This window comes from Aminobacter sp. MDW-2, from assembly GCF_014250155.1.
GTDB classification, from domain to species: Bacteria; Pseudomonadota; Alphaproteobacteria; order Rhizobiales; family Rhizobiaceae; genus Aminobacter; species Aminobacter ciceronei.
Map to the genome: position 1 here is coordinate 1558147 of NZ_CP060197.1, position 24461 is coordinate 1582607.

The 24461-nt window shown below is 63.2% G+C and carries 24 protein-coding genes; 10 read left to right on the top strand and 14 right to left on the bottom strand.

The features are described 5' to 3' along the window. Window positions 1–148 precede the first annotated feature (148 nt). Window positions 149–1339, top strand: coding sequence for an MFS transporter (locus tag H5P29_RS07575; RefSeq protein ID WP_154386641.1), 1191 nt, complete (start codon window positions 149–151; stop codon window positions 1337–1339). Here the strand turns inward: H5P29_RS07575 and H5P29_RS07580 are convergent. Next, window positions 1318–2211, bottom strand: a complete 894-nt coding sequence (locus tag H5P29_RS07580; protein WP_154386640.1) for a LysR family transcriptional regulator — start codon at window positions 2209–2211, stop codon at window positions 1318–1320. The genes H5P29_RS07575 and H5P29_RS07580 overlap by 22 nt on opposite strands. Window positions 2212–2305: 94 nt before the next feature. Here H5P29_RS07580 and H5P29_RS07585 point away from each other — a divergent pair, with 94 nt between their 5' ends. Both H5P29_RS07585 and H5P29_RS32800 read left to right on the top strand, forming a co-directional pair. Beyond that, window positions 2306–3262, top strand: a complete 957-nt coding sequence (locus H5P29_RS07585; protein ID WP_154386639.1) for an NAD-dependent epimerase/dehydratase family protein — start codon at window positions 2306–2308, stop codon at window positions 3260–3262. Window positions 3263–3364: 102 nt separating this feature from the next. Then, window positions 3365–3496: a hypothetical protein gene (locus tag H5P29_RS32800; RefSeq protein ID WP_256438672.1), complete on the top strand. Its 132-nt coding sequence runs from the start codon at window positions 3365–3367 to the stop codon at window positions 3494–3496. A gap of 210 nt (window positions 3497–3706) precedes the next feature. On the opposite strand, the gene H5P29_RS07590 is transcribed toward H5P29_RS32800, so the two are convergent. The 6 genes from H5P29_RS07590 to H5P29_RS07615 all read right to left on the bottom strand — a co-directional run bounded on the left by H5P29_RS07590 (window position 3707) and on the right by H5P29_RS07615 (window position 11188). Beyond that, window positions 3707–3865, bottom strand: a complete 159-nt coding sequence (locus H5P29_RS07590; protein WP_083948446.1) for a DUF3309 family protein — start codon at window positions 3863–3865, stop codon at window positions 3707–3709. A gap of 99 nt (window positions 3866–3964) precedes the next feature. Continuing rightward, window positions 3965–7138 (bottom strand): efflux RND transporter permease subunit, encoded by a 3174-nt coding sequence (locus H5P29_RS07595; protein WP_067956658.1) that lies wholly within the window; start codon window positions 7136–7138, stop codon window positions 3965–3967. Window positions 7139–7140: 2 nt separating this feature from the next. Beyond that, window positions 7141–8274, bottom strand: a complete 1134-nt coding sequence (locus tag H5P29_RS07600; protein ID WP_154386638.1) for an efflux RND transporter periplasmic adaptor subunit — start codon at window positions 8272–8274, stop codon at window positions 7141–7143. A 242-nt stretch (window positions 8275–8516) separates the two neighbouring features. Then, window positions 8517–9647, bottom strand: coding sequence for a patatin-like phospholipase family protein (locus H5P29_RS07605; protein ID WP_067956662.1), 1131 nt, complete (start codon window positions 9645–9647; stop codon window positions 8517–8519). A gap of 45 nt (window positions 9648–9692) precedes the next feature. Continuing rightward, window positions 9693–10475: a 3-hydroxybutyrate dehydrogenase gene (locus H5P29_RS07610; RefSeq protein WP_154386637.1), complete on the bottom strand. Its 783-nt coding sequence runs from the start codon at window positions 10473–10475 to the stop codon at window positions 9693–9695. A 119-nt stretch (window positions 10476–10594) separates the two neighbouring features. Beyond that, window positions 10595–11188, bottom strand: coding sequence for a hypothetical protein (locus H5P29_RS07615; protein ID WP_154386636.1), 594 nt, complete (start codon window positions 11186–11188; stop codon window positions 10595–10597). A 171-nt stretch (window positions 11189–11359) separates the two neighbouring features. Here H5P29_RS07615 and ispG point away from each other — a divergent pair, with 171 nt between their 5' ends. Both ispG and H5P29_RS07625 read left to right on the top strand, forming a co-directional pair. After that, on the top strand, window positions 11360–12610 hold the full coding sequence (gene ispG / locus H5P29_RS07620; RefSeq protein ID WP_154386635.1) for a flavodoxin-dependent (E)-4-hydroxy-3-methylbut-2-enyl-diphosphate synthase: 1251 nt from the start codon (window positions 11360–11362) through the stop codon (window positions 12608–12610). Between the two features lie 2 nt (window positions 12611–12612). Then, on the top strand, window positions 12613–13467 hold the full coding sequence (locus tag H5P29_RS07625; protein WP_154386634.1) for a lytic transglycosylase domain-containing protein: 855 nt from the start codon (window positions 12613–12615) through the stop codon (window positions 13465–13467). 12 nt (window positions 13468–13479) lie between these two features. On the opposite strand, the gene H5P29_RS07630 is transcribed toward H5P29_RS07625, so the two are convergent. The 4 genes from H5P29_RS07630 to H5P29_RS07645 form a co-directional block, all read right to left on the bottom strand. Further along, the gene (locus H5P29_RS07630; RefSeq protein ID WP_067956685.1) at window positions 13480–13950 is read right to left on the bottom strand and encodes a PTS sugar transporter subunit IIA; all 471 of its coding nucleotides are present in this window, start codon (window positions 13948–13950) and stop codon (window positions 13480–13482) included. A gap of 2 nt (window positions 13951–13952) precedes the next feature. Further along, a complete protein-coding gene (locus H5P29_RS07635) occupies window positions 13953–14138 on the bottom strand; it encodes a hypothetical protein (protein WP_154386633.1) in 186 nt (61 codons plus the stop codon). A 140-nt stretch (window positions 14139–14278) separates the two neighbouring features. After that, window positions 14279–16606 (bottom strand): response regulator, encoded by a 2328-nt coding sequence (locus tag H5P29_RS07640; RefSeq protein ID WP_067956687.1) that lies wholly within the window; start codon window positions 16604–16606, stop codon window positions 14279–14281. Between the two features lie 119 nt (window positions 16607–16725). Beyond that, window positions 16726–17643 (bottom strand): polyprenyl synthetase family protein, encoded by a 918-nt coding sequence (locus H5P29_RS07645; protein WP_067956690.1) that lies wholly within the window; start codon window positions 17641–17643, stop codon window positions 16726–16728. A gap of 128 nt (window positions 17644–17771) precedes the next feature. Here H5P29_RS07645 and mtgA point away from each other — a divergent pair, with 128 nt between their 5' ends. The 3 genes from mtgA (at window position 17772) to H5P29_RS07660 (ending at window position 19403) form a co-directional block, all read left to right on the top strand. After that, window positions 17772–18482: a monofunctional biosynthetic peptidoglycan transglycosylase gene (gene mtgA, locus H5P29_RS07650; RefSeq protein ID WP_185910382.1), complete on the top strand. Its 711-nt coding sequence runs from the start codon at window positions 17772–17774 to the stop codon at window positions 18480–18482. Window positions 18483–18635: 153 nt separating this feature from the next. Then, window positions 18636–18818 carry a 50S ribosomal protein L32 gene (rpmF, locus tag H5P29_RS07655; protein WP_008834724.1) on the top strand — a complete coding sequence of 61 codons (183 nt, stop codon included), beginning with the start codon at window positions 18636–18638 and terminating at the stop codon, window positions 18816–18818. A 171-nt stretch (window positions 18819–18989) separates the two neighbouring features. Continuing rightward, complete coding sequence (locus H5P29_RS07660) at window positions 18990–19403, top strand: hypothetical protein (protein ID WP_067956693.1); 414 nt, start codon at window positions 18990–18992, stop codon at window positions 19401–19403. 32 nt (window positions 19404–19435) lie between these two features. Here the strand turns inward: H5P29_RS07660 and H5P29_RS07665 are convergent, their stop codons facing one another. Both H5P29_RS07665 and phaR read right to left on the bottom strand, forming a co-directional pair. Next, the gene (locus tag H5P29_RS07665) at window positions 19436–19864 is read right to left on the bottom strand and encodes a heme-binding protein (RefSeq protein ID WP_067956696.1); all 429 of its coding nucleotides are present in this window, start codon (window positions 19862–19864) and stop codon (window positions 19436–19438) included. A 341-nt stretch (window positions 19865–20205) separates the two neighbouring features. Next, window positions 20206–20805 carry a polyhydroxyalkanoate synthesis repressor PhaR gene (gene phaR / locus H5P29_RS07670; RefSeq protein WP_067966042.1) on the bottom strand — a complete coding sequence of 200 codons (600 nt, stop codon included), beginning with the start codon at window positions 20803–20805 and terminating at the stop codon, window positions 20206–20208. 294 nt (window positions 20806–21099) lie between these two features. Here phaR and H5P29_RS07675 point away from each other — a divergent pair, with 294 nt between their 5' ends. Further along, window positions 21100–22284, top strand: a complete 1185-nt coding sequence (locus H5P29_RS07675; protein ID WP_067956699.1) for an acetyl-CoA C-acetyltransferase — start codon at window positions 21100–21102, stop codon at window positions 22282–22284. Between the two features lie 112 nt (window positions 22285–22396). Then, window positions 22397–23119 carry a beta-ketoacyl-ACP reductase gene (locus tag H5P29_RS07680; protein WP_067956702.1) on the top strand — a complete coding sequence of 241 codons (723 nt, stop codon included), beginning with the start codon at window positions 22397–22399 and terminating at the stop codon, window positions 23117–23119. Window positions 23120–23191: 72 nt separating this feature from the next. On the opposite strand, the gene aqpZ is transcribed toward H5P29_RS07680, so the two are convergent. Then, on the bottom strand, window positions 23192–23881 hold the full coding sequence (gene aqpZ, locus H5P29_RS07685) for an aquaporin Z (RefSeq protein ID WP_067956705.1): 690 nt from the start codon (window positions 23879–23881) through the stop codon (window positions 23192–23194). Between the last annotated feature and the right edge of the window lie 580 nt (window positions 23882–24461).

The following is a 24461-nucleotide window of genomic DNA, read 5'->3' on the forward strand; positions in this document are numbered from 1 at the left end:
TAAATCGATTTAAAAATCAGCATTCGCCTTGAAATGCGGTGGCGACACCGGGACCTGTCGAGCTTGGCGGTCACTTTTTGAATCCGACGATCACGGCAGTTTGAAATCGATTTCAGCTGCCAGGCAGCTATGTTAGGAGTCGCGCTCGATGAGCATCAAAGACGCCACCCCGACACCCGCCAACGCTTCGGCCCGATGGGCCGTCGCAGCAGCATTTTTCATGAACGGCTTCATGACCGGAAGCTGGGCGCCGCAGATTCCGTTGCTGGTCACCCGGCTCGGCATCAGCGAGTTCGTGCTCGGCCTGTTGATCCTTGGTTTCGGCATCGGCGCGCTGACGGCGATGCCGTTCTCCGGTTACCTGATGACCAAGCGCGGCTCACGCCCTGTTGTCATCGGCTTCGCCTGGATTCTGGTCTTTGCACTGCTGATGGTAGCCTTGGCGCCCAATGTCTGGCTGACTGCGGTGACGATGTACATCTTCGGCGCCACGGCGGGCGCCATGGATGTCGCCATGAACGCCAATGCCGTTGCGGTGGAAAAGCGGCTGTCGCGCGCTATCATGTCGTCGTCGCACGGCTTCTGGAGCCTTGGCGGCTTCGTCGGCGGCGGGCTTGGCGGCATCATCATCCAGCAGTTCGGGCATCTGCCGCATGCCTTGTTTGTCACGCTCGTTGCAGCGGCCATGACCGCCTTTGCCCTGCGCTATCTGATCGAGGACAAGCCGGTGGCGCATGAGCATCGGCATTTCCGTATGCCGCGCCTGGCGGCCATTTATCTCGTCGGTGTCATGGCGCTGTTTTCGATGATCCCGGAAGGTGCGGTGCTCGACTGGGCGGCGCTCTACCTCAAGCAGGAACTTGGCGCCGACATCGCTACCGCCGGTTTCGCCTTTGCCGCCTTCTCCGGCATCATGGCACTGATGCGGTTCCTGGGTGATGGTGTCCGCAACCGCTTCGGTGCGGTCAACACCCTGCGCGTCTCGGCACTGGTCGCCGCTGCCGGCATGCTGGCTGCAGGCCTTGCGCCCAATCCCTGGATCGCCATCGCCGCCTTCGCCATGTGCGGGCTGGGCGTCGCCAACATGGTGCCGATCGCCTTCTCCGCCGCCGGAAACCAGCCCGGCGTGGTGCCGAACATCGGCATGAGCGTGGTCACCACGATGGGTTATTCAGGCATACTGGTGGCGCCGTCGGCGATCGGCTTCGTCGCCGGCCATACGGGCTTTGCGCCTGTTTTCGTCACCTTGTCCGGCCTGCTGGTCGTGGTATCCGTCATGGCCGGGCTCGCCCGCCATGCCGACTTCAGGGCAATGACTCAAGCGGCGCCGGCGGAATAACGCTTCAGCTCTACATGCAGGAAGTCGACGACGCGACGGATACGTACGCTTGCGCGCACGTCGCGATGCATGGCGAGCCAGACCGGCAGTACAGGCAGCGGCAGGTCAGGCAGGACGACCTCCAGCCCCGACTCGCGGTGGATCAGCGGCAACTGGCCGATACCCACGCCGTTGCCGGCCCGCACGGCCTCCCAGAGCACGATGTGGTTGTCGGAGCGGAAGCGGAAGGCATGCCGCGTCATCCCGGGGTAAAAGCGTTCGAGGCCGCGGATCATCTCGTCGCTGCGGTCGAACCCGATCAGGTCATGCTGCTGCAGATCCTCCGGATGCCCCAGCCGGCCGCGGCGGTTGAGATAGGTTGTAGCAGCGCACATCCGTAGCACGATGTCGGTGACCTTGCGGGCCACCAGCTCGTTCTGGGCCGGCTGCACCATGCGGATCGCGATGTCGGCGTCGCGGCGCAGAAGATTCTCGACTTGGTTGGACGCGACGACCTCGACCTCGATGCCCGGCTCTTCCATTCCGAGACGTGCCAGCATCACAGGCAGGACATGGGTGGCAACCATCTCGCTCGCCGCGATCCGGACCGTGCCTTCGATCGCTTCCACCGCGCCCAAAGCGAGTCGCGCGAATGATGTTGCCTGTTCGCTGACGGCACGGCCCCGCTCGAACAGCAGGCTACCGGCCTCGGTCAGCACATAACCCTGGCGGCCGCGCCGAAACAGCGTGACGTCGAGTACGTGCTCGAGCTCGGCGATATGGCGACCCAGGGTCGGCTGGCTGGAGCCCAGTTTGCGCGCCGCGGCCGACAGGCTGCCGGTTTCGGCAACCGCGACGAAGCTTCGGATGAGGTTCCAGTCGAGCTCAGGCATCTATACAAAAACGAATATCAGGTTGCCATTTCCAGTCAATTTATTTCCCGAAATGAATGAACGACATTGCGGTCACACAACAGGAGTGACCGACATGACCAAGATCGCAATATTGGGTGGCCGCGGCCGGCTTGGCCGCGCCGTCGCCAAGGCCTTTCTCGACGCGGGATACCAGGTGAGGGCCATCACCCGCGACGGGACGCTGCCGGCTGAGCTTGCTGGCGCCGAAGCGTTCGCCGCCGACGCGCTCGACCGGCAGTCGCTTGTCGCTGCCACACGTGGCATGGACATCGTCTTCAACGGCCTGAGTCCCGTCTACACCGACTGGAGCTCGGTGCTGCCGATGGCCGAAAACGTCATGGCTGCCTGCCACGCCAATGGCGCGCTGCACATGGTTGCCGGTACCGTCTACAACTTCGGCTCGCCGATGCCTGCCGTCATATCAGAGGACACGCCGCAGCGACCGACGACCGACAAGGGCCGCATCCGCGCAGAGCAAGAAGAGCTGTACCGGAACGAGGCCGATGCCGGCCGGGTTCGGACTGTGTTGCTCAGGGCCGGCGACTTCTTTGGCGGCAAGGGCACGGGCTCCTGGTTCGACCTGATCATCGCCTCCAAGCTGGCCAAGGGCGTCTACACCGCGCCTGGCCCCGTGGATCTCGTTCATGCCTGGGCCTATCTGCCCGATCTCGCCAGAACGTTTGTGGCGCTGGCCGACAGGCGAGAGTCTCTCGGCGCCTATGAAAGCTTCAATCTCCCGGGCCACTCCCTGACCGACCTGGAGATCAAGGCGGCAATGGGGCGTGTGACAGGCCGCAAGCTCAAGCTCGCCAGCATGCCGTGGTGGGTGCTGCGCGCCGGTAGCCCGTTCGTGCCGATGTGGAAGGCGATCGTATCGATGTCCTATCTGCGCTTCGAACCGCATCGCCTCGTCTCGATGCGGCTGGGAGCCGCCATCGGCGAGATCCCGCACACGCCGCTGGACGAGGCGGTGAAGGGCGCGCTCGACGATCTTGACTTGCTCCCTTCCAGACTCAAGTCGGCCGCCTGAAGCCTTTCAGCTTCCAGCCGTGACTGTGCATGAGATAGTTGCGTTGGATGAGCGCGTTGACCGGTATCGCCTTGTTGCTCGCAGCTTGCAACGGCGCCGGCCGTGGCCGACACGATCTCCGACAGCCGGGACCTACACGACACGATCTCCGCCCGGTCGGCCGTGCTTGAAAGCCTGATCGAGAAGGTGGACGACGCCGCCCAGACTGCCGCCGACATCGAGAGGCTCGTCTAGCGGGAGAAGGCCTGGGCTTTGAAGGCCATGGATGTCGGCGGGGCCGCCAACCCCTACAGCCTTGAGGCGTCGTCCGACTTCAATGCTTATGTCATCGATGTCCAGCATGCGTTGCGGACCGGGGCGTCCCGGCCCGGCACGATTACCGCAAGGGGCTGGCGACCTGCGCAGGCTTGCTCCAGTCGCCTTAGCCGGCTGGTCCGCTGACGGTCAGATCCGCCCCATCAGCATCAACACCAAGAGCACCACGAGCAGGATGCCGACGATGCCCGATGGGCCATATCCCCATCCGCGCGAGTGCGGCCAGGCCGGCACAGCGCCGAGCAGGATCAGGATCAGGATGATGATGAGCAGGGTTGAAATCGTCATTGTTCATGCCTCGGATTCTTTGGGGTTCATCGAGGCAGCAACGCAAAAGGCCGCCCGGTTGTTCCTGGGCGGCCTTTCATGGGGTCTTGCTTGGTCAGTCTATTCCGCTGCCTTGGGGAAGGCGACAGCAGGTTCGTCGGGGCCAGGCGCCGGGGTGGCGCTAGCCTCGACCTTGTCCTTCCGGTGGAGAAGCTTGCTGAACCAGCCACGCTGGCCGGGCTTGCGTTTCTCGCGGGTGAACACCATCAGCATCGCCGGCGTCACCACCAGTGTCAGCACGGTGGCGAACGACAGGCCGAAGACGATCGCCGAGGAGAGCGCGATCCACCACTGCGTCGACGGGGCGTTGATCGTCGTCTCGTGGTGGAAGATCTCCAGGCCGAGGCCAAAGGCGATCGGCATGACGCCAAGGATGGCCGACAGTGCGGTCAGTACCACGGGCCGCGCGCGTTCGCGGCAGGTCTGCAGCACCGCGTCGAGCTTGTTCCAACCTTCATCGCGCAGCCGATCATAGGTGTCGATCAGCACGATGTTGTTGTTCACCACCACGCCGGCCAGTGCGATGAAGCCGATGCCCGACATGACGATGACGAAGGTCTGACCGGTCAGCAACATGCCGAGCAGCGCACCGATCACCGCCATGACGACGCAGGACAACACCAAGAGCACGCTGGTGAACTTGTTGAACTGCGCCAGAAGCACGATGAAGATCAGGAAGATCGCGGCGCCGAACGCATTGCTGAGGAAGGCAGCTGCCTCCGCGCTGTCTTCGTTCGACCCGGCGAGCTTCCAGTCGACGCCCGGCTTGGCAATCTCACCAACGGCCTTGGCGACCGCAGCCTGAACTTCGGCGACCTGGAAGCCGCCTGCCACATTGGCCTGGATGGTGATGGTGCGCTTGCTGTCGATACGTTTCAGGACGCCAGCGGTCGGCTCCGGCTTGCGCGAGACGAAGTTGGAGATAGGCACAGACCCTTGTGCCGTTTCGATGCGCAACTCGTCGAGCGCCGACAGCGTGCGTCGGTCCTCCGGCAGACGCAGCCTGATGTCGACGGCGTCGTCCGTGCCCGCGGGCCGATAGTCAGTCAGTTTCAGGCCCGTGGTCACGAGCTGAACCACCGTTCCGACAGAGGTCGGGCTGATACCGAACTGCGCGGCCTTGGAGCGATCGACCTCAAGCGCCCAGTCGACCCCGGGGGGCGGCAGGCCATCGGAAAGGTCGATGACGCCGGGAACCTTGGCCACGGTCGCGGCCACCAGCTTGGCATAGTCGTTGAGCCCGGTCGGGTCCGTCGCCGAAAGCTGCACCTGGATGGCCTTGCCGGTCGGCGGGCCGGCGTCCGGAACGCGCACCTCGACATCGACGCCCGGAATGCCGGCCATCGCGACACGCAGGTCTTCGAGGATCTTGTGCGCGGATTCGCGCTCGCGCCAGTCGATGAACTCATAGTTGATGACACCGACGACGTCTTCCGGAACGTCCTCGCCGCCGCGTGTCTTGCCGACCTTGGTCAGTACCGACTTGATGCCGGGCCAGCCGATGATGCGCTGTTCGGCGATGCGTGTTGCGGCGTCCATTTCCTCAAGCGAGAGGTTGCCGCGGGCGTGGACGTAAAGCAGGCCGTAGTCCGGCTCGACCGAGGGGAAGAACTCCACGCCATTGCCGAACTTGACGTAGGAATAGAGGCCGCCGCCCAGCAGCATCAGCGTCAGGACGATAGCGGTGATCGGGAAGGCCACGGCCTTCTTGACGATCGCCATGTAGAGGCCGTCGCGGTTTTCTTCCTCGCCATGAAGCGGCGCCTTGCCGATGATTGCGCCGATCGCCGGGGCAAAAATCAACGCATAGGCCATCGAGGCGGCGAGCGTGACGATCAGCGTGATCGGCAGATACTTCATGAAGTCGCCGACGATGCCTGGCCAGAACAGCAGCGGCGAAAACGCCGCGATGCGGGTCAGGGTCGCCGCGATGACCGGTCCGGCCATGCGTTTGGCGGCTTCCTCGAACGCCTGCGCCTTCGGCATGCCTTCCGACATGCGGCGCTCGGCATATTCGGTGACGATGATCGCATCGTCGACAAGCATGCCAACCGCCAGAATGAGCGAGAACAGCACGATCATGTTGATCGTGTAGCCCATCAAGGCAAGCAGCAGGATGCCGATCAGGAACGAAGACGGGATCGCCAGTCCGATCAGCATCGAGGCGCGCCCCGAAAGCGCATAGAGAATGACGATGAAGACCAGGATGACGGCGATCATCACGTGGTTCTGCAGGTCGTTCAGCAGCTGGTTGACGAAAACCGATTTGTCCTGGGTGTAGGTCACCTGCAGGTCGGGCAGCGCCTGTTTGCTCTTTGCCACGAACTCTTCGGCAACCTTCTTCGAGCCTTCGATGGTCTCGACGACATTGGCGCCGATGCGCTTCTTGACCGCCAGCGTGATCGCCGGCCTGCCATCGATGCGGGCGATCGTCTCGGCGTCCTTGAAGGTCGAACGCACGGTGGCGACGTCGCGAACTCGGACGACAGCGTTCGGGCCGGCCACGACAGGCAGGTTTGCGACGTCCTCCGGCGTTTCGATCAGCGACGGCACCTTCACCGCGTATTTGCCTTCCGCTCCCTCGATGGTACCGGCGGCGACGAGACTGTTCGATGCGCCGACGCCCTGGATGAGCTGGTCGAGCTGCAGGCCATAGGAAGACAGCTTTACCGGATCGACGATCGCCTCGACGAGCTCGTCGCGAGATCCCTGGATCTCGGCCTCGAGCACGCCGGGCACCTCTTCGATGCGGTCGCGCAGGTCCTTGGCGGCGGCGGTCAGAGCGCGTTCCGGAATGTCGCCGGACAGCGTGATGAACACGACCGGGAATTCGGACAGATTCACCTCGTTGACTGTCGGTTCTTCGACGCCCGCGGGGAGGTCGCGCTTGGCGTCCTGCACCTTGTTGCGCGTGTCGATCAACGCGTCGCCCAAATCGACCGACGGATCGAATTCGACGACGACGTTGGCGCCGCCCTGATAGGCGTTCGACTTCATCTCCTTGAGCCCCTTCAGGCTCTTGAGCTGAGATTCGACAGGGCGCAGCAACAGTCGTTCGGCGTCTTCAGGCGAAATGCCGTTGTACACCAGGCTGACATACATGATCGGAATGGCGACGTCCGGCTCGGCTTCCTTGGGCACGGCGCGGTAGGCAAGCGCCCCCGCGATGACCAGGAAGAGCAAGACCGAAAGGGTCAGTCGCGCATTGCGGATCGCAAGGCTGACGATGTCCATTTTTACTGCGTCCCGGCTGCGCTTTCAGCGAGTTTCTTGAGGGCCGCCTCGTCGGCGACCTGGGCCTGCACTTCGTCGCCTTCCTTGACGAGGTCCTGGCCGGCGATGATGACCTTCGCGTCAGCTGGGATGCCACCGAGGACGAGACCCTTCTGGGTGTCGTCGACCAGGTCGATCGGGAAGAAGACCACCTTCGACGCCGCGTCGATGGCGCGGATGCCGAGGTCGCCGTTCTGGCCGAGCGTCACCACCGAACGGGGCAACACCACCGCGTCGGTCGGGTTGGCGCGCACGGTGATTTCAGCGGTCATGCCGGCCGGGATGGCATTGTCCTTGTTGGGGACCGCGATCTCGATCGGGAAGGTGCGGGTCTTGGCGGTGGCGTCGCGGCTGATATAGCGAACCTTGCCCTTGACCACTTCGCCGTTGATCAGGCTGACATCGGCCTCATCGCCGATCTTGACGTAGCGCAGGTCGCGCTCGCTGATCTCGCCCTTGGCGAGGATCGGATCGAGACTCAGGATCGTGGCAACCTCGCCGCCTTGCGCGACCGAGGAGCCGAGCTCCACAGAAACACGATCGACGACGCCGTTGAACGGAGCCTTGACCTGGTTGCGCGACAGCTCGGCTTCGGATGCCTGGAGCTGCGACTGTGCGGTCTGGTAGTTGGACCATGCAATGTCGCCGGTCAGCTTGGCTGCAGAGCCTGCCTTGGTGAGCTTCTGCGCTGCTTCCCATTCGGCTTTGCGCTGCGACAGCACCGCCTTTGCCGTTTCGACGGCTGCGGCCTTCTCTTCGGCGTCGAGCATCAGGATCAGGTCACCCTGCTTGATGTGGTCGCCCTGCTTGACCGGCAGTTCGGCAATGATGCCGGCCGCACGAGTGGCAAGCGTTGCGCGCTTTTCTGCTTCGGTCTGGCCGGAAATGCGGATGGCGCGGGCGTGTTCGACGCGTGGCGGCGCGACAACCATGACAGTGCGCAGCGACGCCTTTGGTTGTTCTGCGGCCTGGGCAGGTTTTTCGTCGGGTTGAGTCTGAGCGCTGCCCACCGAAGAGAATTCGCCAGTGCCCATCCACGCGGCGAATGCCACGAGCACGACCAAGGCTGCAAGCTTATGGAACCTAATCTTCGACATTGTCGTTATCCGTTAAGGACGGTTGCGGCTACCGCCATCTTGCCTGGCGCGTCGCCCCGATATGGTGGCGCGCAATACCGCATTCAATCCGCCGCGGGGGCAAAGCGGCGGAAGGGCGTCTTCTACATCAAATGAAGATTACAAAATAGTGATAAAAAAGAATGGAAACATCATCCTGACAAAACTGGCAGGAGGTGTCAGCACGCCGTGGTTGCTTGTCCCCAATGGCGGATTTTCGCGGGTTAGTTGTGCTGGCGAACGGCAGCTGGCTTGGTTCTGGTGGCCAGAAACTCGCGGACGCGGCGCCCGACCGAGGGGCCATGCAGCGGCTTGAAGCCGTCGTCGAGCTGCCCGGATAGGTCGAGCGTGGCCTTCGTGCCCACCGAATCAAAGTTGTCCTCGAGCCAGTCGCTGGCCGCCGTGCGGCCAAGGTCGCGCAAGTATTCGAGGAACGCCCACTCGGCATTTACCTTCGACGACGCTGAAAGATCCTTGAACGCCTCGTCGGCGTCGATGCGGTGCATGCGGATGTCGCGGAACTCACCATGAGGCAGGCGGCCTGCGGCGATCAGCTCCTTGATGAAGGCGATGGCGCGGAATTCGCGCAGCAATCCGGCATTGAAGGTGATCTCGTCGATGCGGTTCTGGATTTCGTTGGCCGTCTTCGGCGTCTGTTCGCGGATGACGGGGTTGATCTGGACGAGCAGGACGTCGTCCGTTTCATTGGCCTTGAAGAACGGATAGATCGCTGGATTGCCGCCATAGCCGCCGTCCCAATAGGGCACGCCATTGATCTCGACGGCCTGGAAGATCTGCGGCAGACAGGCCGAGGCCATCACCGTGTCGAGGTCGATCTCGCCGTCGCTGAACACACGCAACTGTCCGGTCTCGACATTGGTCGCCGAGATGAACAGGTCGATGTCCTTGCAGGCGCGGACATTGGCGAAGTCGATCTCCTCGGCGACGACGTCCCGCAGCGGGTTGAGGTTCAGGGGATTGGCGACATAGGGCGACAGCACCCGCGACATGGTGTCGAACCAGATGTAGCCGGGGGTGTTCTCGATCGACCAATTGCCCCACAGCACGTCCCATGGCGAACGCTGCACCGGGCTGAAGCGTCCCTTTCGTGCGACTGCCCGCCAGAACCCAGCGAGCTTGGCGCGTGCTCCCTCGGCACCGCCGCGGACCCAGCCGTCGGCCAACGCCACCGCGTTCATCGCGCCGGCGCTGGTGCCGGAGATGGCCCTGATGTCGAGCCGGCCGTCCTCCAGCAGGCGATCGAGCACGCCCCAGGAGAAGGCTCCGTGCGAACCTCCACCCTGCAGCGCCACGTTGATCGGCTTGTTCTCCTCCGCCGTGCCGTTTCCAGTCATGGCGTCATTGTCCTTTGTGTCGGGGTTCGTCCGCCTGGCGGAGCGTTACTGAGCCGTCCAGCCGCCGTCGACCGAGATGTGGGTGCCGTTGATCTGGCTTGCCGCCGGGGAGGCGAGGAAGACGGCAGTCGCTGCGATCTGCTCGACGGTGACGAATTCCTTGGTCGGCTGGCGGTCGAGCATGACCTCGCGGATCACCGTCTCGCGGTCCATGTTGTGCGCCTTCATCTGGTCGGGGATCTGCGCCTCGACCAGCGGGGTCAGCACATAGCCGGGGCAGATGGCGTTGCAGGTGATCTTGTCCTGCGCCAGTTCCAGCGCCACCGTCTTGGTCAGGCCCATAATGCCATGCTTGGCCGAGACATAGGCAGACTTGTAGGCCGAGGCTACCAGGCCATGGGCCGAGGCGATGTTGATGATGCGGCCGCTGCCGGCCTTCTTCATCAGCGGGATCGCGGCCGCGGTGGTGTGGAACGCCGACGTCAGGTTGATGGCGATGATGGCGTCCCACTTCTCTGTAGGGAAGTCCTCGACCGGGGCGACATGCTGGATGCCGGCATTGTTGACCAGAACGTCGACGGTACCGAATTCCTTGGCGGCCCTGGCGACCAGCGCCCGGCATTCGGCCGCCTTGGACATGTCGGCCTTGATGTAGACGACCTCGGCCTTGTGTTCCTTCGACAGCCGTTCGGCGATGGCATGGTCGGCCGGCGTATCGGAAAAGGAGTTGATGACGACGTTCATGCCGTCGCGGGCAAAAGCCTCGGCGATGGCGAGGCCGATGCCGGAGGTCGAGCCGGTGACGATGGCGGTCCTGGTCGCGGTCATGCAGGAAAATCCTTCGGGAATCTTTATGGTGCGATGCAACATATACGTGCTGTGCGGCGCAAAAGAAGCACCGCTGTCGCACAGTTTCGTGAAATTGTGGGGTGAGGACCGAGTTTTTCCTACCAGTCGTCGTAGGCCGGGCACTCGGATGAGGCCTGCTTCGACAGCAGGAAGCGCTTGTCGTCGGCGCCGGACAACAACTCGACCCCGCCTTCTTCGTCCTCGCCGCAATCCGATGTCATACGCAGTCGGCCGAGCGCCTCGAGATCGACCACTATCTTGCCGCCGACGCTGCGTTTGACCATCACGCCGCCGCCGTCGCAATCGACGCCGCAGAAGATCGACTTGCCGTCGTCGCTGGGGCTGCATTCGCCCATCGCGCTGAGCGGCTTCGCCTGCTTGTGGCCGCGCAGCTTGGCCAGGACCTCGAAATAATAGTTGCGCTGGCCCTTGGGGTAAAACGCGTCCGGCTCGTGAATGTAGTAGGCGATGCGGAACTGCATTTCCGTCACCTGCTGCTTCGGATGCGCCTTGAGATGCGCTTCGTCGTAGATCCGGCCGAAACAGGCGCGTGCGCCGGCTTCAGGGGGGATGAAATTGGCGAGTTCACCCTCCTTGCCGGGTTCGATTGCCTGGGTGCGGGCTTGGGCGCAAACTAGCAGTGCTGACAGGGCGACAAGCGGCAAGACGGGACTGCGGAGCGATGCTGCCATGAAATCCCCCATGGATGTGGGTCCACACTACAGCATTGGACGCCGTTGTTCATCTCCGCTTGCTGCCAGGTTAACGCCGCCCTTGGCGGGCGCGACCACCTGCGATATTGACATCGCGCCCAGCGCGCGCCACCTCAGGCGCGGATACCTCGAGCTTCAAGAAGGCCGTCGATGACCGGCTATTTTTCGTCCCCATTTGCCCGCCGCAAGTCGGTCGGCGTCAGCGTCGGCGGCGTGATCGTTGGTGGCGAAGCACCCGTCGTCGTGCAGTCGATGACCAACACCGATACGGCCGACATCGACAAGACCGTCGCCCAGGTCGCAGCGCTTCATCGCGCCGGGTCCGAAATCGTGCGCATCACCGTCGACCGCGACGAAAGTGCCGCCGCCGTTCCGCATATCCGCGACCGTCTCGCCCGCCTTGGCATCAACGTGCCTTTGGTCGGCGATTTCCATTACATCGGCCACAAGCTGCTTGCCGACCATCCCGCTTGTGCTGAGGCGCTGGCCAAGTACCGCATCAATCCGGGCAATGTCGGGTTCAAGGAGAAGAAGGACAAGCAGTTTGCCGACATCGTCGAGATGGCGATCCGCCACGAAAAGCCTGTGCGCATCGGCGTCAACTGGGGCTCGCTCGACCAGGATTTGCTGACCCGGCTGATGGACGAGAACCAGGCGAACGGCTCGCCGCTCACCGCCAGCCAGGTCATGCACGAGGCGATCGTGCAGTCGGCGCTGATCTCGGCGGATCTCGCCGAAGAAATCGGCCTGCCGCGTGAAAACATCATCCTTTCGGCCAAGGTCAGCGGCGTCCAGGACCTGATCGCCGTCTACACAATGCTCGCCGCTCGCTCCAACCACGCGCTGCATCTCGGCCTGACCGAAGCAGGCATGGGCTCGAAAGGCATCGTCGCCTCGTCGGCGGCGATGGGCATCCTGTTGCAGCAGGGCATCGGCGACACCATCCGCATCTCGCTGACGCCTGAGCCCAATGGCGACCGCACCAGGGAAGTCCAGGTGTCGCAGGAGCTACTGCAGACGATGGGCTTCCGCCAGTTCGTGCCGATCGTTGCCGCATGCCCGGGTTGCGGCCGCACCACCTCGACCGTGTTCCAGGAGCTGGCCCAGAACATCCAGGACGATCTGCGCAAGAACATGCCGGTCTGGCGCGAGAAGTATCCCGGCGTCGAAATGCTGAAGGTTGCGGTGATGGGCTGCATCGTCAATGGTCCGGGCGAATCCAAGCATGCCGACATCGGCATCTCGTTGCCTGGCACCGGCGAGACGCCGACGGCGCCTGTGTTCATCGACGGCAAGAAGGCCGCGACGCTGCGCGGTCCAGCGATCGCCGCGGATTTCGAAAAGATGGTTGCCGATTATATCGAGCAGCGTTTCGGCCGCGGCCAGGCGGCAGCCGAATAGGGATGCGCAACCTGTCGAGGGCAGCTCTGGCTTTCCTCGTCTCGCTTGCCATGTGCCTGCCTGCATTGGCCGATCCGCCACGGTCGCCGAAGAAGACCCATGCCGCGCGCGTCTGCGAGCTCATCGACACCCATGCCCGACGCCACGGCCTGCCCAGCGAGTTCTTCGCAAGACTGATCTGGAAGGAGAGCCGTTTCGATCCGAATGCGGTGAGCCCGGCAGGTGCGGAAGGCATTGCCCAGTTCATGCCCGGTACCGCCGCGATGCGCGGCCTCGCCAATCCGTTCGACATGGAGCAGGCGATCCCGGCGTCGGCGCGCTATCTCGGCGAGCTCAAATCCGGCTTCGGCAATCTTGGCCTGGCCGCGGCTGCCTACAATGCCGGCGAGAACCGCGTCGCGGGCTGGCTGTCGTCAGGCGGCTTCCTGCCGCTCGAAACCGAGGACTATGTGCTCGACATCATGGGCGAGCCGGCCGACAATTTTGCCGACAAGGCCCATGTCGGGACGAACCGGCCGCTCGATCCGAACATGTCTTTTGCCGCCGCCTGCCAGAACCTGAAGGTGATCATGTCCCAGACAGTCGCCATGGCCAGCGTGCATGTGAAACCCTGGGGCATCCAGGTCGCCGGCAATTTCCGCCGCGCGGCGGCGATCAGGCAGTGGCAGCGGCTCGAGGGACGATTTCCGAAGCTGCTGTCGTCGCATGATCCTGTCGTAAGTCGGGTGCGTACGCCAATCGGCCGACGTGGCATCTATGCCGTGCGCATCGGCGCCGACGACCGCAACGAAGCAGGCCAGATCTGCCAGAGCCTGCGCAGCATCGGCGGCTCCTGCATCGTGGTCAGGAACCGCTGACGGCCGGTCTGTTCAGGCGGCTGCCGAGCTCTTGAGCGGCTGGTCCGTGAGCAAGCGATGACAAGTGGCAGCGTCGCCTGCCTTGCGCAGGCTTGCCACCACTTCGACGTCGCGCAGCCGACGGGCGATCTTGGCCAGCACGTTGAGATGTTCCTGCGGCGAGGCCTCCGGCAACAGCAGCAGCACGACAAGGTCGACATCCCGGTCATCGATAGCCTCGAAGGCACAGGGGGCGGCCAGTCTTACAAACGCGCCATAGGGCGTCTGCAGCCCACGCAACCTGGAATGCGGGATGGCGACGCCTTGGCCAAGCCCGGTCGAGCCGAGCTTTTCCCTGGCTGCAAGCATCGAACTGATCTCGGCGGCCGGACAGCCGGTGCGGCGCGCGGCATGCGCCGCAAGCGCTTTGAGCAGTCGTGTCTTGCTCTCCGGCCGGAGGTCGAGGACCACATCCTCGACCGAAATGACGTCCGAGATTTCCATTGTCAGCTTGAAAGCATGGTGGCCAACGCCAGGCCGCCCAGCAGCACGCCGGTGACGAAGAACAGGCGGGTGAACATGAAGGGCTCGGTCTGGCCCTTGACCAGCTTACCGTCATTGGCGGCATCACGGCGCGTGGGCTCTGTGGTCCGTGCACTGACGAACCGGTCGGGCATCTGGGTACGAAGCATTTTCTTACTTCCTTGTTGTTCACGCCGGAGCGGCGAGGTCGCCGTCGTCCGGTCGCGTCAGGAAGGTAAAATCAGCCGCATCAGGATTCGAGACGGGCGGAACTGCCAAGAAATAAAGAAGTCATAGGCAGTTTGCGTCGTCACGCAGACTGGACGAGCTCGGCGCTCTCGCTCAGCCAGATGCCGATCTTGGCGCCGAGCTTGTCGGGCGACACCGGCTTGGGCAGGTAATCGTCCATGCCGGCGTCAATGCATTTCTCGCGGTCGCCCTTCAACGCATGCGCTGTCACACCGATGATCGGCGTGCGGCTGCCATTGGCCGCTTCCTCCAAGCGGATGGCGCGTGTCGCCTCGTAGCCGTTCATCTCCGGCATCGAAACATCCATCAGGATCAGCTTGGGCTTGAAGGTGCGGTACATCTCCACCGCCGTGCGGCCATTGCCGGCGATGCGGTGGCTGAGCCCGAGGCCGGATAGAATCTGGCCGAAGACGAGCTGGTTGACCTCATTGTCCTCGGCCACCAGGACGTCGAGCCCGCTGGATTGCAACACTGCCGGCTCGTGATGGGCGACCGGTGCGACGGAAGGGCCGCGGATGACCGTGAATGCAGGTGTGTGTCGGACCGGCTCGCGCACGAATTCGGTGCGGCCGGCCTGCGATCGGGCCTTCTGCACCGCAGCGATCACCGTGCCGAGCAGCACTGCCGAGCGGGCGGGCTTGGTCAGATGCGCGGCGATGCCGAAATCGAGCACCATGCGGGAGAAATCGATTTGGTCGACCGAAGTCAACAGCACCACCGGGATCGACGAGATGCGGCTGTCGGCGGCGATTGCCTTGGCGACATCGGCGCCGTTCATGCCGGGCATCTGGTAGTCGAGGATGACGCAGTCGACGCTGGCGCCGAGCTGGGCGGCGCGGTCCAGGAAGGCGAGGCCGATGGCGCCGCTTTCCGCGGCTGCACAGTCGAAACCCCAGCTCTTCAGCTGCTCCAGCAGGATTTCGCGGTTGACCGGATTGTCGTCGATGACCAGCACGCGCGCGCCGGTGACGTCGACCGGCACGACGCTGCTTTCCTGTTGCGCTTCATGGACCGGCAGCATCGCTGTGAACCAGAACACCGAACCCTTGCCCAGCTCGCTTTCGACGCCGATACGGCCCCCCATCAGGTCGACAAGGCGGGCCGCGATGGCAAGGCCGAGGCCGGTGCCTTCATGGCGACGCGTCGAGCTGCCGTCGACCTGAGCGAATTTCTCGAACACGCTCTGCAGCTTGTCCGCGGGGATGCCGATGCCGGTGTCCTCGACACGGATGCTGAGTGCCACGGTCCCATCGACGACCTCGCCGGTCACGTCGACAAGCACATGGCCGCGCTCGGTGAACTTCACCGCATTGCCGAGCATGTTGGTGATGATCTGGCGGAAGCGCCCGACGTCGCCGGTGACATGGCTCGGCAGGCGGGGATCGACGCGGACGATGAGCTCGAGGTTCTTTTCGGCAACCCGGGCCGAGATCAGCGTCGCGACATCCTCGACCGCCTCGCCGAGATGGAACGGGGCCGGGTCGAGCGTCAACTGGCCGGCGTTGATCTTGGAGAAGTCGAGTACGTCGTTGATGATCGTCAGCAGCGCGTTGCCCGATTTCACGATGACTTCAGTGAAGGTCTTCTGGCGTGGGGTCAGGTCGGTGCGTGCCAAGAGCTCGGCCATGCCGAGGACACCGTTCATCGGCGTCCGGATCTCATGGCTCATATTGGCAAGGAATTCCGACTTTGCCCGGTCGGCCGCTTCGGCCTTCGACAGCGACTCGGCACTTTCGGAGAATGCCTTGCGGATGGCGTGTTCCATCGGGCGGAAGACCCACGCAGCGACGCCGCCGATGACCAGGATCAGCAGTGCGGCGGCCGTGGTCAGCAGCCGGTCGCTGCGCGCTTCGGCATAACGGCGTTCGTTTTCCATGGCGGCCGTGGCGCGCAGCAGCATCGGCTGGGCGAAAAGATCGTTCTGGTTGCGGATCTCGCGATAGCTCCATTCGTCGGAGGTCTTGGCACTCGCCAGCGCTCCGAGGTTGTGGGTGATGTCGCGTGCCGACCAGAACAGATCGCCATTGACGGATGCGCTGTCGAGTTCGCGCACGGATTTGTCGGACAGGCTGGGGCGGACGGTGTCGATCGAGCTGGCCAGGTGGCTGATGCGGGCGTCGAGCCTGAGAGCATGGTTGCGGGCGGCAGCCGCCAGCGCTTCCTGCGTTTCCGGCCGCCAGGTACCGTTCGTCGTCTCGGCGAAGCTGCTGGCATTGCGCAGCTCGCGTGAGAACAGTTGTAGCTCGGCGGCAATGGCATCGACGTCGCGGCGATAAGTATTGCCCTGGCTGAAGGCCAGCATGACGGCGATAGACGTCAGGGCGAAGATCAGGAGACCCGAAAGATATCGGATCCGTATGGAACGGATGAAGGACGAGTGCTCCGGCATGCGCAACCCCAAACACATACGCACAATTTTACAGAGCCGGAATAGACACCATTAACATTAAGAGTTTCTGACCCGCACAACTTGTCCGCGAAATGTTGCTTGCCGGCTGACAGTAAAGATCAGCTGTTGCGCTCTGCGACGAAACTTGCGGCAGCTTTGAGCATGATTGCGCGTTCGCCGAAGGGCTCCAGCAAGTCGTGCGCCTGGTTGACCAGGCCAACAAGCTGGGAGCGGGCCCAGTTGGGGCCGTGGAGTGAAACCAGCGTCGCCTTGCCGGCGGCTGCGTCCTTGCCGGTTGCCTTGCCCATCGTCTCGGCGTCGGCGGTGAGGTCGAGCAGGTCGTCGGCAAGCTGGAAGGCGAGCCCGATCGCCGAACCGAACTCGGCCAGTCTTTCACGCTCGTCGGCAGATGCGCCGCCAACGATGGCGCCGGCCTCGCAGGCGAAGCGGATCAGGGCGCCGGTCTTCATCGCTTGCAGTTTTATGATGCCTGTTTCGTCGGGTTTGTTGTGTTCGGCGTCGAGATCGAGCGCCTGGCCGCCGACCATGCCGCCGGGGCCGGCAGCGCGCGCCAGCGCCAAGACGAGGGCTGCGCGGCGGTCGGCCGGCAACGGCGTCGCCTCGTCGGCAATAATGTCGAAGGCAAAGGTCAACAGGCCGTCGCCGGCGAGGATCGCCGTCGCCTCGTCAAAAGCCTTGTGCACCGTCGGTTGGCCGCGGCGCAGGTCGTCGTCGTCCATCGCCGGCAGGTCGTCATGGATCAGCGAATAGCAATGCACACATTCGAGCGCAGTTGCGACACGCAGAGCTGCCTCGCCATCAGCATCGAACAGGGCAGCACTCTCCAGCACCAGGAATGGGCGCAGCCGCTTGCCGCCGTTGAGCACGCCATGGCGCATCGCCGCCATCAGATGCCCGGGCCGTGCGATCTCGCCGGACAGGGGGCTCTCGCCGAGCAACTGCCGCAACCGCGTTTCGACTGTTTCCGCGCGCATGCGCAGGAAGGTTTCGAACATGATATCGCTGTCGATCGTCATGGCGGCGAGCGGTAGCCGACAGTCAGACGTTGCGCAAGAAGCCAAGCGCCTTTATGCCAAAAGGCTGACAAGACAGGGCGGACGGGTTGTCGGAACCGATCATAGAGCCGGAAACCGAAAGGCTGGAGATGGCAGCAGCGCGACGCGGGATGTTCTCGCGCGGAAGCCTGCGCCGCTGGGTGCGGCTCGGTGTGCTGCTCGCCGCGCTGATGATCGCGCTGCCGGTGGTGTTGACCATCCTCTATCTGCCTCCGGTCGTGCGCCCGATCTCGACGCTGATGATCAAGGATGTCGTCACGCTGCAGGGCTATGACCGCCAGTGGGTGCCGCTCGACGACATCGCGCCCGTCATGGCGCATTCCGTCATCATGTCCGAGGACGGGCAATTCTGCGCCCACAGGGGCGTCGACCTGGGTGAGTTGCGTGGTGTCATCAGCGATGCGCTCGACGGGGAATCGACTCGTGGTGCTTCGACCATCCCGATGCAGACGGTGAAGAATCTTTATCTCTGGAATGGCCGCTCGTTCCTGCGGAAGGCGCTGGAACTGCCGCTGGCGATCTATTTCGATGCGCTGATGCCCAAGCGGCGGATCATGGAGATCTATCTCAACATCGCCGAGTGGGGCCCCAACATCTACGGCGTCGAGGCGGCGTCGCAGCATTATTTCGGCAAGCCGGCCAGCCAGCTGTCGCGGCGCCAGGCAGCGCTTCTGGCGGTAACCTTGCCCAATCCGGCGGCACGCAATCCAGCCAAGCCTGGACCCGGGCTGAGGCGGCTCGCATCGCTCATCGAGCGCCGCGCCACCAAGGCAGGCGCCTATGTGCAGTGCCTGAACTAGATAGACGGCTGTCGGCTGAAAAAAGAGTCGCTTCGGGCTGGTCAAGCCTGCGTTCGCCGTGTATAGGCTCGCCAACTTTCTCAGTTTCCGGCCCATGCGCGGCCCTTTCACGAGGGCGGACAGGGTCATTTGACCGATTGGTGGAGTATATCCATGGCTGTTCCAAAACGAAAAACCTCCCCGTCCAAGCGCGGCATGCGCCGCTCGGCCGACGCGCTGAAGGCCCCGACCTATGTCGAGGACAAGAATTCCGGCGAAATGCGCCGCCCGCACCACATCGACCTCAAGACCGGCATGTATCGCGGTCGCCAGGTTCTGACGCCGAAGGAAAGCTAAGCAGCTTTTCCCGAGGGAAAGCCAAGCGGCTTTACCCGAGCGAGCAAATTGGGAAAGGACCGGCCTTGCCGGTCCTTTCTTTTTGCATGTCCGGATGATGGTGCTGAATTTCCTTGACGCCCGGCCGTCCGGGGATTCTAGAAGGTGCCAGCGCAAAGCGGAGACCGGTCCATGCTCGCGGGCATTCCCCTTCTGATCATCCCCTTCGTCCTCTACAATATCGGCGTGGCCGGCTTGTTCGGCAGCGGCCCCGACGGCAATCCGTGGGCAACCGAGATCCTCACGTTGGGGATGATGTCGGGCGGCAGTTTTGCGCTTACCCTCGGCGACCTGCTGATCGTGGTGGCGCTGCTGCTTTTCTTCGTCGAGATCGTCAAGGCGACCCGCACGGGCAGCGCCTCTGTCGTCGATCACTTGCTTTCGACCTTCGTCTTCGTCGCGTTCCTGGTCGAATTCCTGCTGGTGCGCGGCGCCACCAGCTCGGTCTTCTTCATATTGATGGTGATTTCGCTGCTCGACGTGCTGGCTGGCTTCTCGGTATCGATCCGTTCGGCCAACCGGGACGTCACGTTTGGGCGCGAGTAGAAGCGCGCTCCTCGAGGAGCGCGCTTGGTAGGTCAGACCTTGGCGACGAAGCCGGCCGATTCGATGCCGGCCATGGCCGCCAGTTCGTCATTGTCCGACGTGTCGCCCGAAATGCCGACCGCGCCGAGCACGTCGCCATTCTTGTTGCGGATCAACACGCCGCCCGGCACCGGTACGATCTTTCCGCCCGACACCGCCGAAAGCCCCTGGAAGAAATGCGGACGCTCGACGGCGGCAACGCCGAGTGCGCGCGAGCTCGAGCCGACGGCAAGCGCGCCATAGGCCTTGCCCGACGCCACTTCGGCGCGGATGAAGGGCGAGCCGTCCTGGCGCTGGAAGGCCAGGAGGTGGCCGCCGGCGTCGAGCACGGCGACGCCCAGGGGCTTGAACTTCTGCTCGGCGGCAAGGCCGAAAGCGGTGTCGATGATGGCGTTGGCCTTGGCCAGCGTCAGTTCGGTCATGTGCAGTCCTCCTGATAAGATCGATGGGCGTCTAGCAAACACCCTCCCGACGCCCGGCAAAACCCTGCGTCAGGTTGAAAATCTCTCGTCCTAAAGGGTAGGGGCGGGGGCGTGCTGCGTTGGCTTGCCGGTGGTTCAAGGAAGAGCTCAAGCTTCAAGTCTCTCCGGCCCTTCGCTGTCGCTCCGGGCGTTCGACGCTCGGAAAGCCAAGCAGTTGGCTTTCCGTCGGCCTTAAGTGCCGCAGTTCCCTGCCGGGCCCCGCTGCCTCCGGCAGCTTCCCGGCGTTCGCACCCTTTGAAACGTCCACCGGACGTTTCAATCCGCCAAGGCGGACCGGGTGCTCACCCCATCGAATCGATCTTGCGCTGCATGGCGGCGAGCTGGTCCTTGAGTTCCTTGAGCTCGTCCGGCTTCTCGGGCGTTTCTTTCTTCGCCGGCTCTGCGGGCGCTGCGGTGCCGGGCATCGGAAACGGGGTGAACATGCGCATCGCGTTCTGGAACAGCTCCATGTTGCGGCGCGTCTGCTCTTCCAGCGCCTTCATCGGCGCGGTCCCCTTCATCATGTCCATCGGCGCCTTGCCGAAGGTCGCCTTCATCTGCTCGCGGAAGCGTTCCTGTTCCTTCGAGAAGGCGAGCATGGACTGTTCGAGGAAGCTCGGCACGACCATCTGCATCTGGTCGCCGTAATAGGAGATCAGCTGCCTGAGGAACGGGATCGGCAGCATGTTCTGGCCGTCCTTGTTCTCCAGTTCGAAGATGATCTGGGTCAAAACCGGGTGCGTGATATCCTCGCCGGTCTTGGCGTCCTGCACGGTAAATTCCTCGCCCTTCTTGACCATTTCGGCCAGGTCCTCGAGCGTGACGTAAGTACTCGTGCCGGTGTTGTAGAGACGGCGGTTGGCGTATTTCTTGATTACGATTGGCGTGTCTTTGGCAACCATCAGCATCCTCCCCCGGAAGACCGGAATGCCGTGTAAGCAGCCGGTAACATTTCGCCGGCCACGAGGATAAGCGCAAAGCAATCGCAAATCCAAGTGGTTTGTGCACTGCGAGAAGGCAAGGCGAGGCAACGCCGGCAAAAAAATGCTGCGCAGCATTGCTGCAGTGCGGCCGCAGCATCGGCGATCCGTTGATTTTCCGGTTTGACTCGGGTCCTGGAACGGGCAAGAAAAGTCATGAGCGCCAATGTCCTCGAGGCGCAAGAACCATTCGTCAAACGAAGTCTGGAGAGAAACATGTCCGCCTCGTCCTCCATCGTCGTCGCCAGCGCCGCTCGAACGCCGGTCGGCTCGTTCAACGGTGCCTTCGCCAACACCCCGGCCCATGAACTCGGCGCGGTCGCGGTCCGCGAGGCGCTGGCACGCGCCGGTGTCGACCCCAGGGAAGTCGACGAAGTCATCCTCGGCCAGATCCTTGCCGCCGGCGCCGGCCAGAACCCGGCCCGCCAGGCGGCCATGGCGGCGGGTGTGCCGCAGGAGGCGACCGCCTGGGGCCTCAACCAGCTGTGCGGCTCGGGCCTGCGCACCATTGCCATCGGCATGCAGCAGATTGCTACCGGCGACGCCAAGATCATCGTCGCCGGCGGCCAGGAATCGATGTCGATGGCGCCGCACTGCCAGCACCTGCGTGGCGGCGTGAAGATGGGCGACTTCAAGATGATCGACACGATGATCAAGGACGGCCTGACCGACGCCTTCTACGGCTACCACATGGGCAACACCGCCGAGAACGTCGCGCGCCAGTGGCAGCTGACCCGCGACGAGCAGGACCAGTTCGCCGTCGCCTCGCAGAACAAGGCCGAAGCCGCGCAGGTTGCAGGCCGCTTCAAGGACGAGATCGTTCCGGTCACCATCAAGGGCAAGAAGGGCGACACCATCGTCGACCAGGACGAATACATCCGCCACGGTGCGACCCTCGATTCGCTTGCCAAGCTGCGGCCTGCCTTCGACAAGGAAGGTTCCGTCACCGCCGGCAATGCCTCCGGCATTAATGACGGCGCTGCCGCTGTCGTGCTGATGACCGAAGCCGAGGCTGTACGCCGCGGCCTCACCCCGCTGGTCCGCATCGTTTCCTGGGCGACAGCCGGCGTCGACCCGCAGATCATGGGCACCGGCCCGATCCCGGCGTCGCGCAAGGCGCTGGAAAAGGCCGGCTGGTCGGTCGGCGATCTCGACCTGGTCGAAGCCAACGAGGCTTTCGCCGCACAGGCCTGCGCGGTCAACAAGGACATGGGCTGGGATCCGGCGATCGTCAACGTCAATGGCGGCGCCATTGCCATCGGCCATCCGGTGGGCGCGTCCGGCGCCCGCGTCTTCAACACGCTGGTCTACGAAATGCGCCGGCGCAGTGCGAAAAAGGGTCTGGCGACCCTGTGCATCGGCGGCGGCATGGGCGTCGCGATGTGTGTCGAGGCGATGTAAATCGAAAACAAAAGGGCGGCCGATGTGCCGCCCTTTTTGTCTCTAAAAGCCTCTCGCAAGGGAAAAGCCTGTCGCAAGGGCAGTCCATCAAGCAGCAGAAAAGGGGAAACGCATGAGCAAGGTTGCACTGGTTACCGGAGGATCGCGCGGCATCGGTGCTGCTATTTCGATCGCGCTGAAGGAGGCGGGCTACTCGGTTGCGGCCAACTACGCCGGCAATGACGAAGCTGCGCAGAAGTTCAAGGCCGAGACGGGCATTCCGGTCTACAAATGGTCGGTCGCCGACTACGACGCCTGCGAGGCCGGCATCAAGCAGGTCGAGGCTGACCTCGGCCCCGTCTCGGTGCTGGTCAACAACGCCGGCATCACGCGCGACTCGATGTTCCACAAGATGACGCGCGAGCAGTGGAAGGAAGTCATCGACACCAACCTGAACGGTGCCTTCAACATGACCCATCCGCTGTGGAGCGGCATGCGTGACCGCAAGTTCGGCCGCGTCATCACCATCTCCTCTATCAACGGCCAGAAGGGCCAGGCCGGCCAGGCCAATTATTCGGCCTCCAAGGCAGGCGACATCGGCTTCACCAAGGCGCTGGCCCAGGAAGGCGCCCGCGCCGGCATCACCGTCAATGTCATCTGTCCCGGCTACATTGCCACCGAGATGGTGATGGCGGTTCCGGAAAAGGTGCGGGAATCGATCATCGCCCAGATCCCGGTCAGCAGGCTCGGCGAGCCTGAAGAGATCGCGCGCTGCGTGGTGTTCCTGGCATCGGAACAATCGGGCTTCATCACGGGCGCGACCCTGTCCGCAAACGGCGGACAATATTTCGTCTGACCGTCGGGCTTGCTGCCCCGAAACAAGAAAACGGCGCCGCAAGGCGCCGTTTTCGCGTCTGGCCGGTGAGGCTCAGTCCTTTTCGAACATCGCCTTGTGAACGATGCCGGCGATCGCCGCGCCGACGATCGGGGCTACCCAGAACAACCACAACTGCTGCAGGGCGATGCCGCCGACGAACAGCGCCGGTCCGGTCGAGCGGGCCGGGTTGACCGAGGTGTTGGTGACCGGAATCGAGATCAGGTGGATAAGCGTCAGCGCAAGGCCGATGGCGATCGGTGCGAAGCCGGCCGGCACGCGTCCATGGGTCGAGCCCAGGATGATCATCAGGAACATGAAGGTCAAAACGACCTCGATGATCAATGCCGAGGTCAGGCCATATTTGCCGGGTGAAGCGTCGCCATAGCCGTTGGTCGCGAAGCCGCCGATACCGGCAAAGTCGGCCTTACCGCTGACGATGAGGTAGAGCACCGTCGAGGCGACGATGGCGCCGACAAGCTGGGCGATGACATAAGGCACAAGGTTCTTGGCTTCGAAGCGACCGGCCATCATCAGGCCGACAGAGACTGCGGGGTTGAAGTGGCCGCCCGAGATGCCGCCGACGGCATAGGCCATGGTCAGCACGGTCAGGCCGAATGCCAGGGCTACGCCGGCAAAGCCGATGCCGAGTTCGGGAAACGCAGCCGCAAGCACCGCACTGCCGCAACCACCAAAGACAAGCCAGAATGTGCCGAGGAACTCGGCGAATAGACGTTTGCTCATGATCTTCCCTCCAGATGTCGTGCGCCTGCGTGGTGCGCCGCATTTTCCGGAGGCCCCGCCTGGGCAATCCCCGCCGCGCAGACTCAACATGCGGATGGAGACATGCCTCGCTGTCGCATTCAACGGGTGTGGTTCCCTTAACGTAATGCAATCACAGATATTTTCGTCGAACCAGCGGTGTGCCGCTTTGGCACGCAAAGATTAACGCGCCCGGGAGCCTGTTGTGGACAAGCCTGTGACTCCACGGTGGATAATCGGTGGAGTCGTTGGGGAAGACACAACATCTAGCGGTGAACAAATCAGGAAACTTGTCCTATCAGTGATTCGTCGCCTGTTCGTTCCGCATTTGGTTCAAATCTTAACGAAATGCCGCTCATCGACGATTCCAGCGTTAACCCGGAGATAGGAAACATCAACAAAATCATTATTTTGCGTCGGGTTTGCCAGAGCGTTCGGGCGCTTGGCCGGCAAAGGTTAACAGCAGTGGGCTAAAGCATGAAACGGGCCACTTTAGAGAATCTGCATGTGGTGCGACTTGCCAGCACGAAATCTATATGTTGGGGTGAACAAAACCTGAATC

Bases quoted from the DNA above. Each gene is read 5' to 3' on its own strand.
- H5P29_RS07675 (WP_067956699.1), top strand. From the start codon at position 21,100: ATGTCCGCCTCGTCCTCCATCGTCGTCGCCAGCGCCGCTCGAACGCCG.
- H5P29_RS07635 (WP_154386633.1), bottom strand. From the start codon at position 14,138: ATGCTTCGTACCCAGATGCCCGACCGGTTCGTCAGTGCACGGACCACA.
- H5P29_RS07605 (WP_067956662.1), bottom strand. From the start codon at position 9,647: ATGACTGGAAACGGCACGGCGGAGGAGAACAAGCCGATCAACGTGGCG.
- ispG (WP_154386635.1), top strand. From the start codon at position 11,360: ATGACCGGCTATTTTTCGTCCCCATTTGCCCGCCGCAAGTCGGTCGGC.
- H5P29_RS07645 (WP_067956690.1), bottom strand. From the start codon at position 17,643: ATGACGATCGACAGCGATATCATGTTCGAAACCTTCCTGCGCATGCGC.
- H5P29_RS07610 (WP_154386637.1), bottom strand. From the start codon at position 10,475: ATGACCGCGACCAGGACCGCCATCGTCACCGGCTCGACCTCCGGCATC.
- phaR (WP_067966042.1), bottom strand. From the start codon at position 20,805: ATGGTTGCCAAAGACACGCCAATCGTAATCAAGAAATACGCCAACCGC.
- H5P29_RS07590 (WP_083948446.1), bottom strand. From the start codon at position 3,865: ATGACGATTTCAACCCTGCTCATCATCATCCTGATCCTGATCCTGCTC.
- H5P29_RS07680 (WP_067956702.1), top strand. From the start codon at position 22,397: ATGAGCAAGGTTGCACTGGTTACCGGAGGATCGCGCGGCATCGGTGCT.
- H5P29_RS07580 (WP_154386640.1), bottom strand. From the start codon at position 2,211: ATGCCTGAGCTCGACTGGAACCTCATCCGAAGCTTCGTCGCGGTTGCC.
- H5P29_RS07600 (WP_154386638.1), bottom strand. From the start codon at position 8,274: ATGTCGAAGATTAGGTTCCATAAGCTTGCAGCCTTGGTCGTGCTCGTG.
- H5P29_RS07665 (WP_067956696.1), bottom strand. From the start codon at position 19,864: ATGACCGAACTGACGCTGGCCAAGGCCAACGCCATCATCGACACCGCT.
- H5P29_RS07630 (WP_067956685.1), bottom strand. From the start codon at position 13,950: ATGGAAATCTCGGACGTCATTTCGGTCGAGGATGTGGTCCTCGACCTC.
- H5P29_RS07625 (WP_154386634.1), top strand. From the start codon at position 12,613: ATGCGCAACCTGTCGAGGGCAGCTCTGGCTTTCCTCGTCTCGCTTGCC.
- H5P29_RS07615 (WP_154386636.1), bottom strand. From the start codon at position 11,188: ATGGCAGCATCGCTCCGCAGTCCCGTCTTGCCGCTTGTCGCCCTGTCA.
- H5P29_RS07585 (WP_154386639.1), top strand. From the start codon at position 2,306: ATGACCAAGATCGCAATATTGGGTGGCCGCGGCCGGCTTGGCCGCGCC.
- mtgA (WP_185910382.1), top strand. From the start codon at position 17,772: ATGGCAGCAGCGCGACGCGGGATGTTCTCGCGCGGAAGCCTGCGCCGC.
- rpmF (WP_008834724.1), top strand. From the start codon at position 18,636: ATGGCTGTTCCAAAACGAAAAACCTCCCCGTCCAAGCGCGGCATGCGC.
- aqpZ (WP_067956705.1), bottom strand. From the start codon at position 23,881: ATGAGCAAACGTCTATTCGCCGAGTTCCTCGGCACATTCTGGCTTGTC.
- H5P29_RS07595 (WP_067956658.1), bottom strand. From the start codon at position 7,138: ATGGACATCGTCAGCCTTGCGATCCGCAATGCGCGACTGACCCTTTCG.
- H5P29_RS07660 (WP_067956693.1), top strand. From the start codon at position 18,990: ATGCTCGCGGGCATTCCCCTTCTGATCATCCCCTTCGTCCTCTACAAT.
- H5P29_RS07640 (WP_067956687.1), bottom strand. From the start codon at position 16,606: ATGCCGGAGCACTCGTCCTTCATCCGTTCCATACGGATCCGATATCTT.
- H5P29_RS07575 (WP_154386641.1), top strand. From the start codon at position 149: ATGAGCATCAAAGACGCCACCCCGACACCCGCCAACGCTTCGGCCCGA.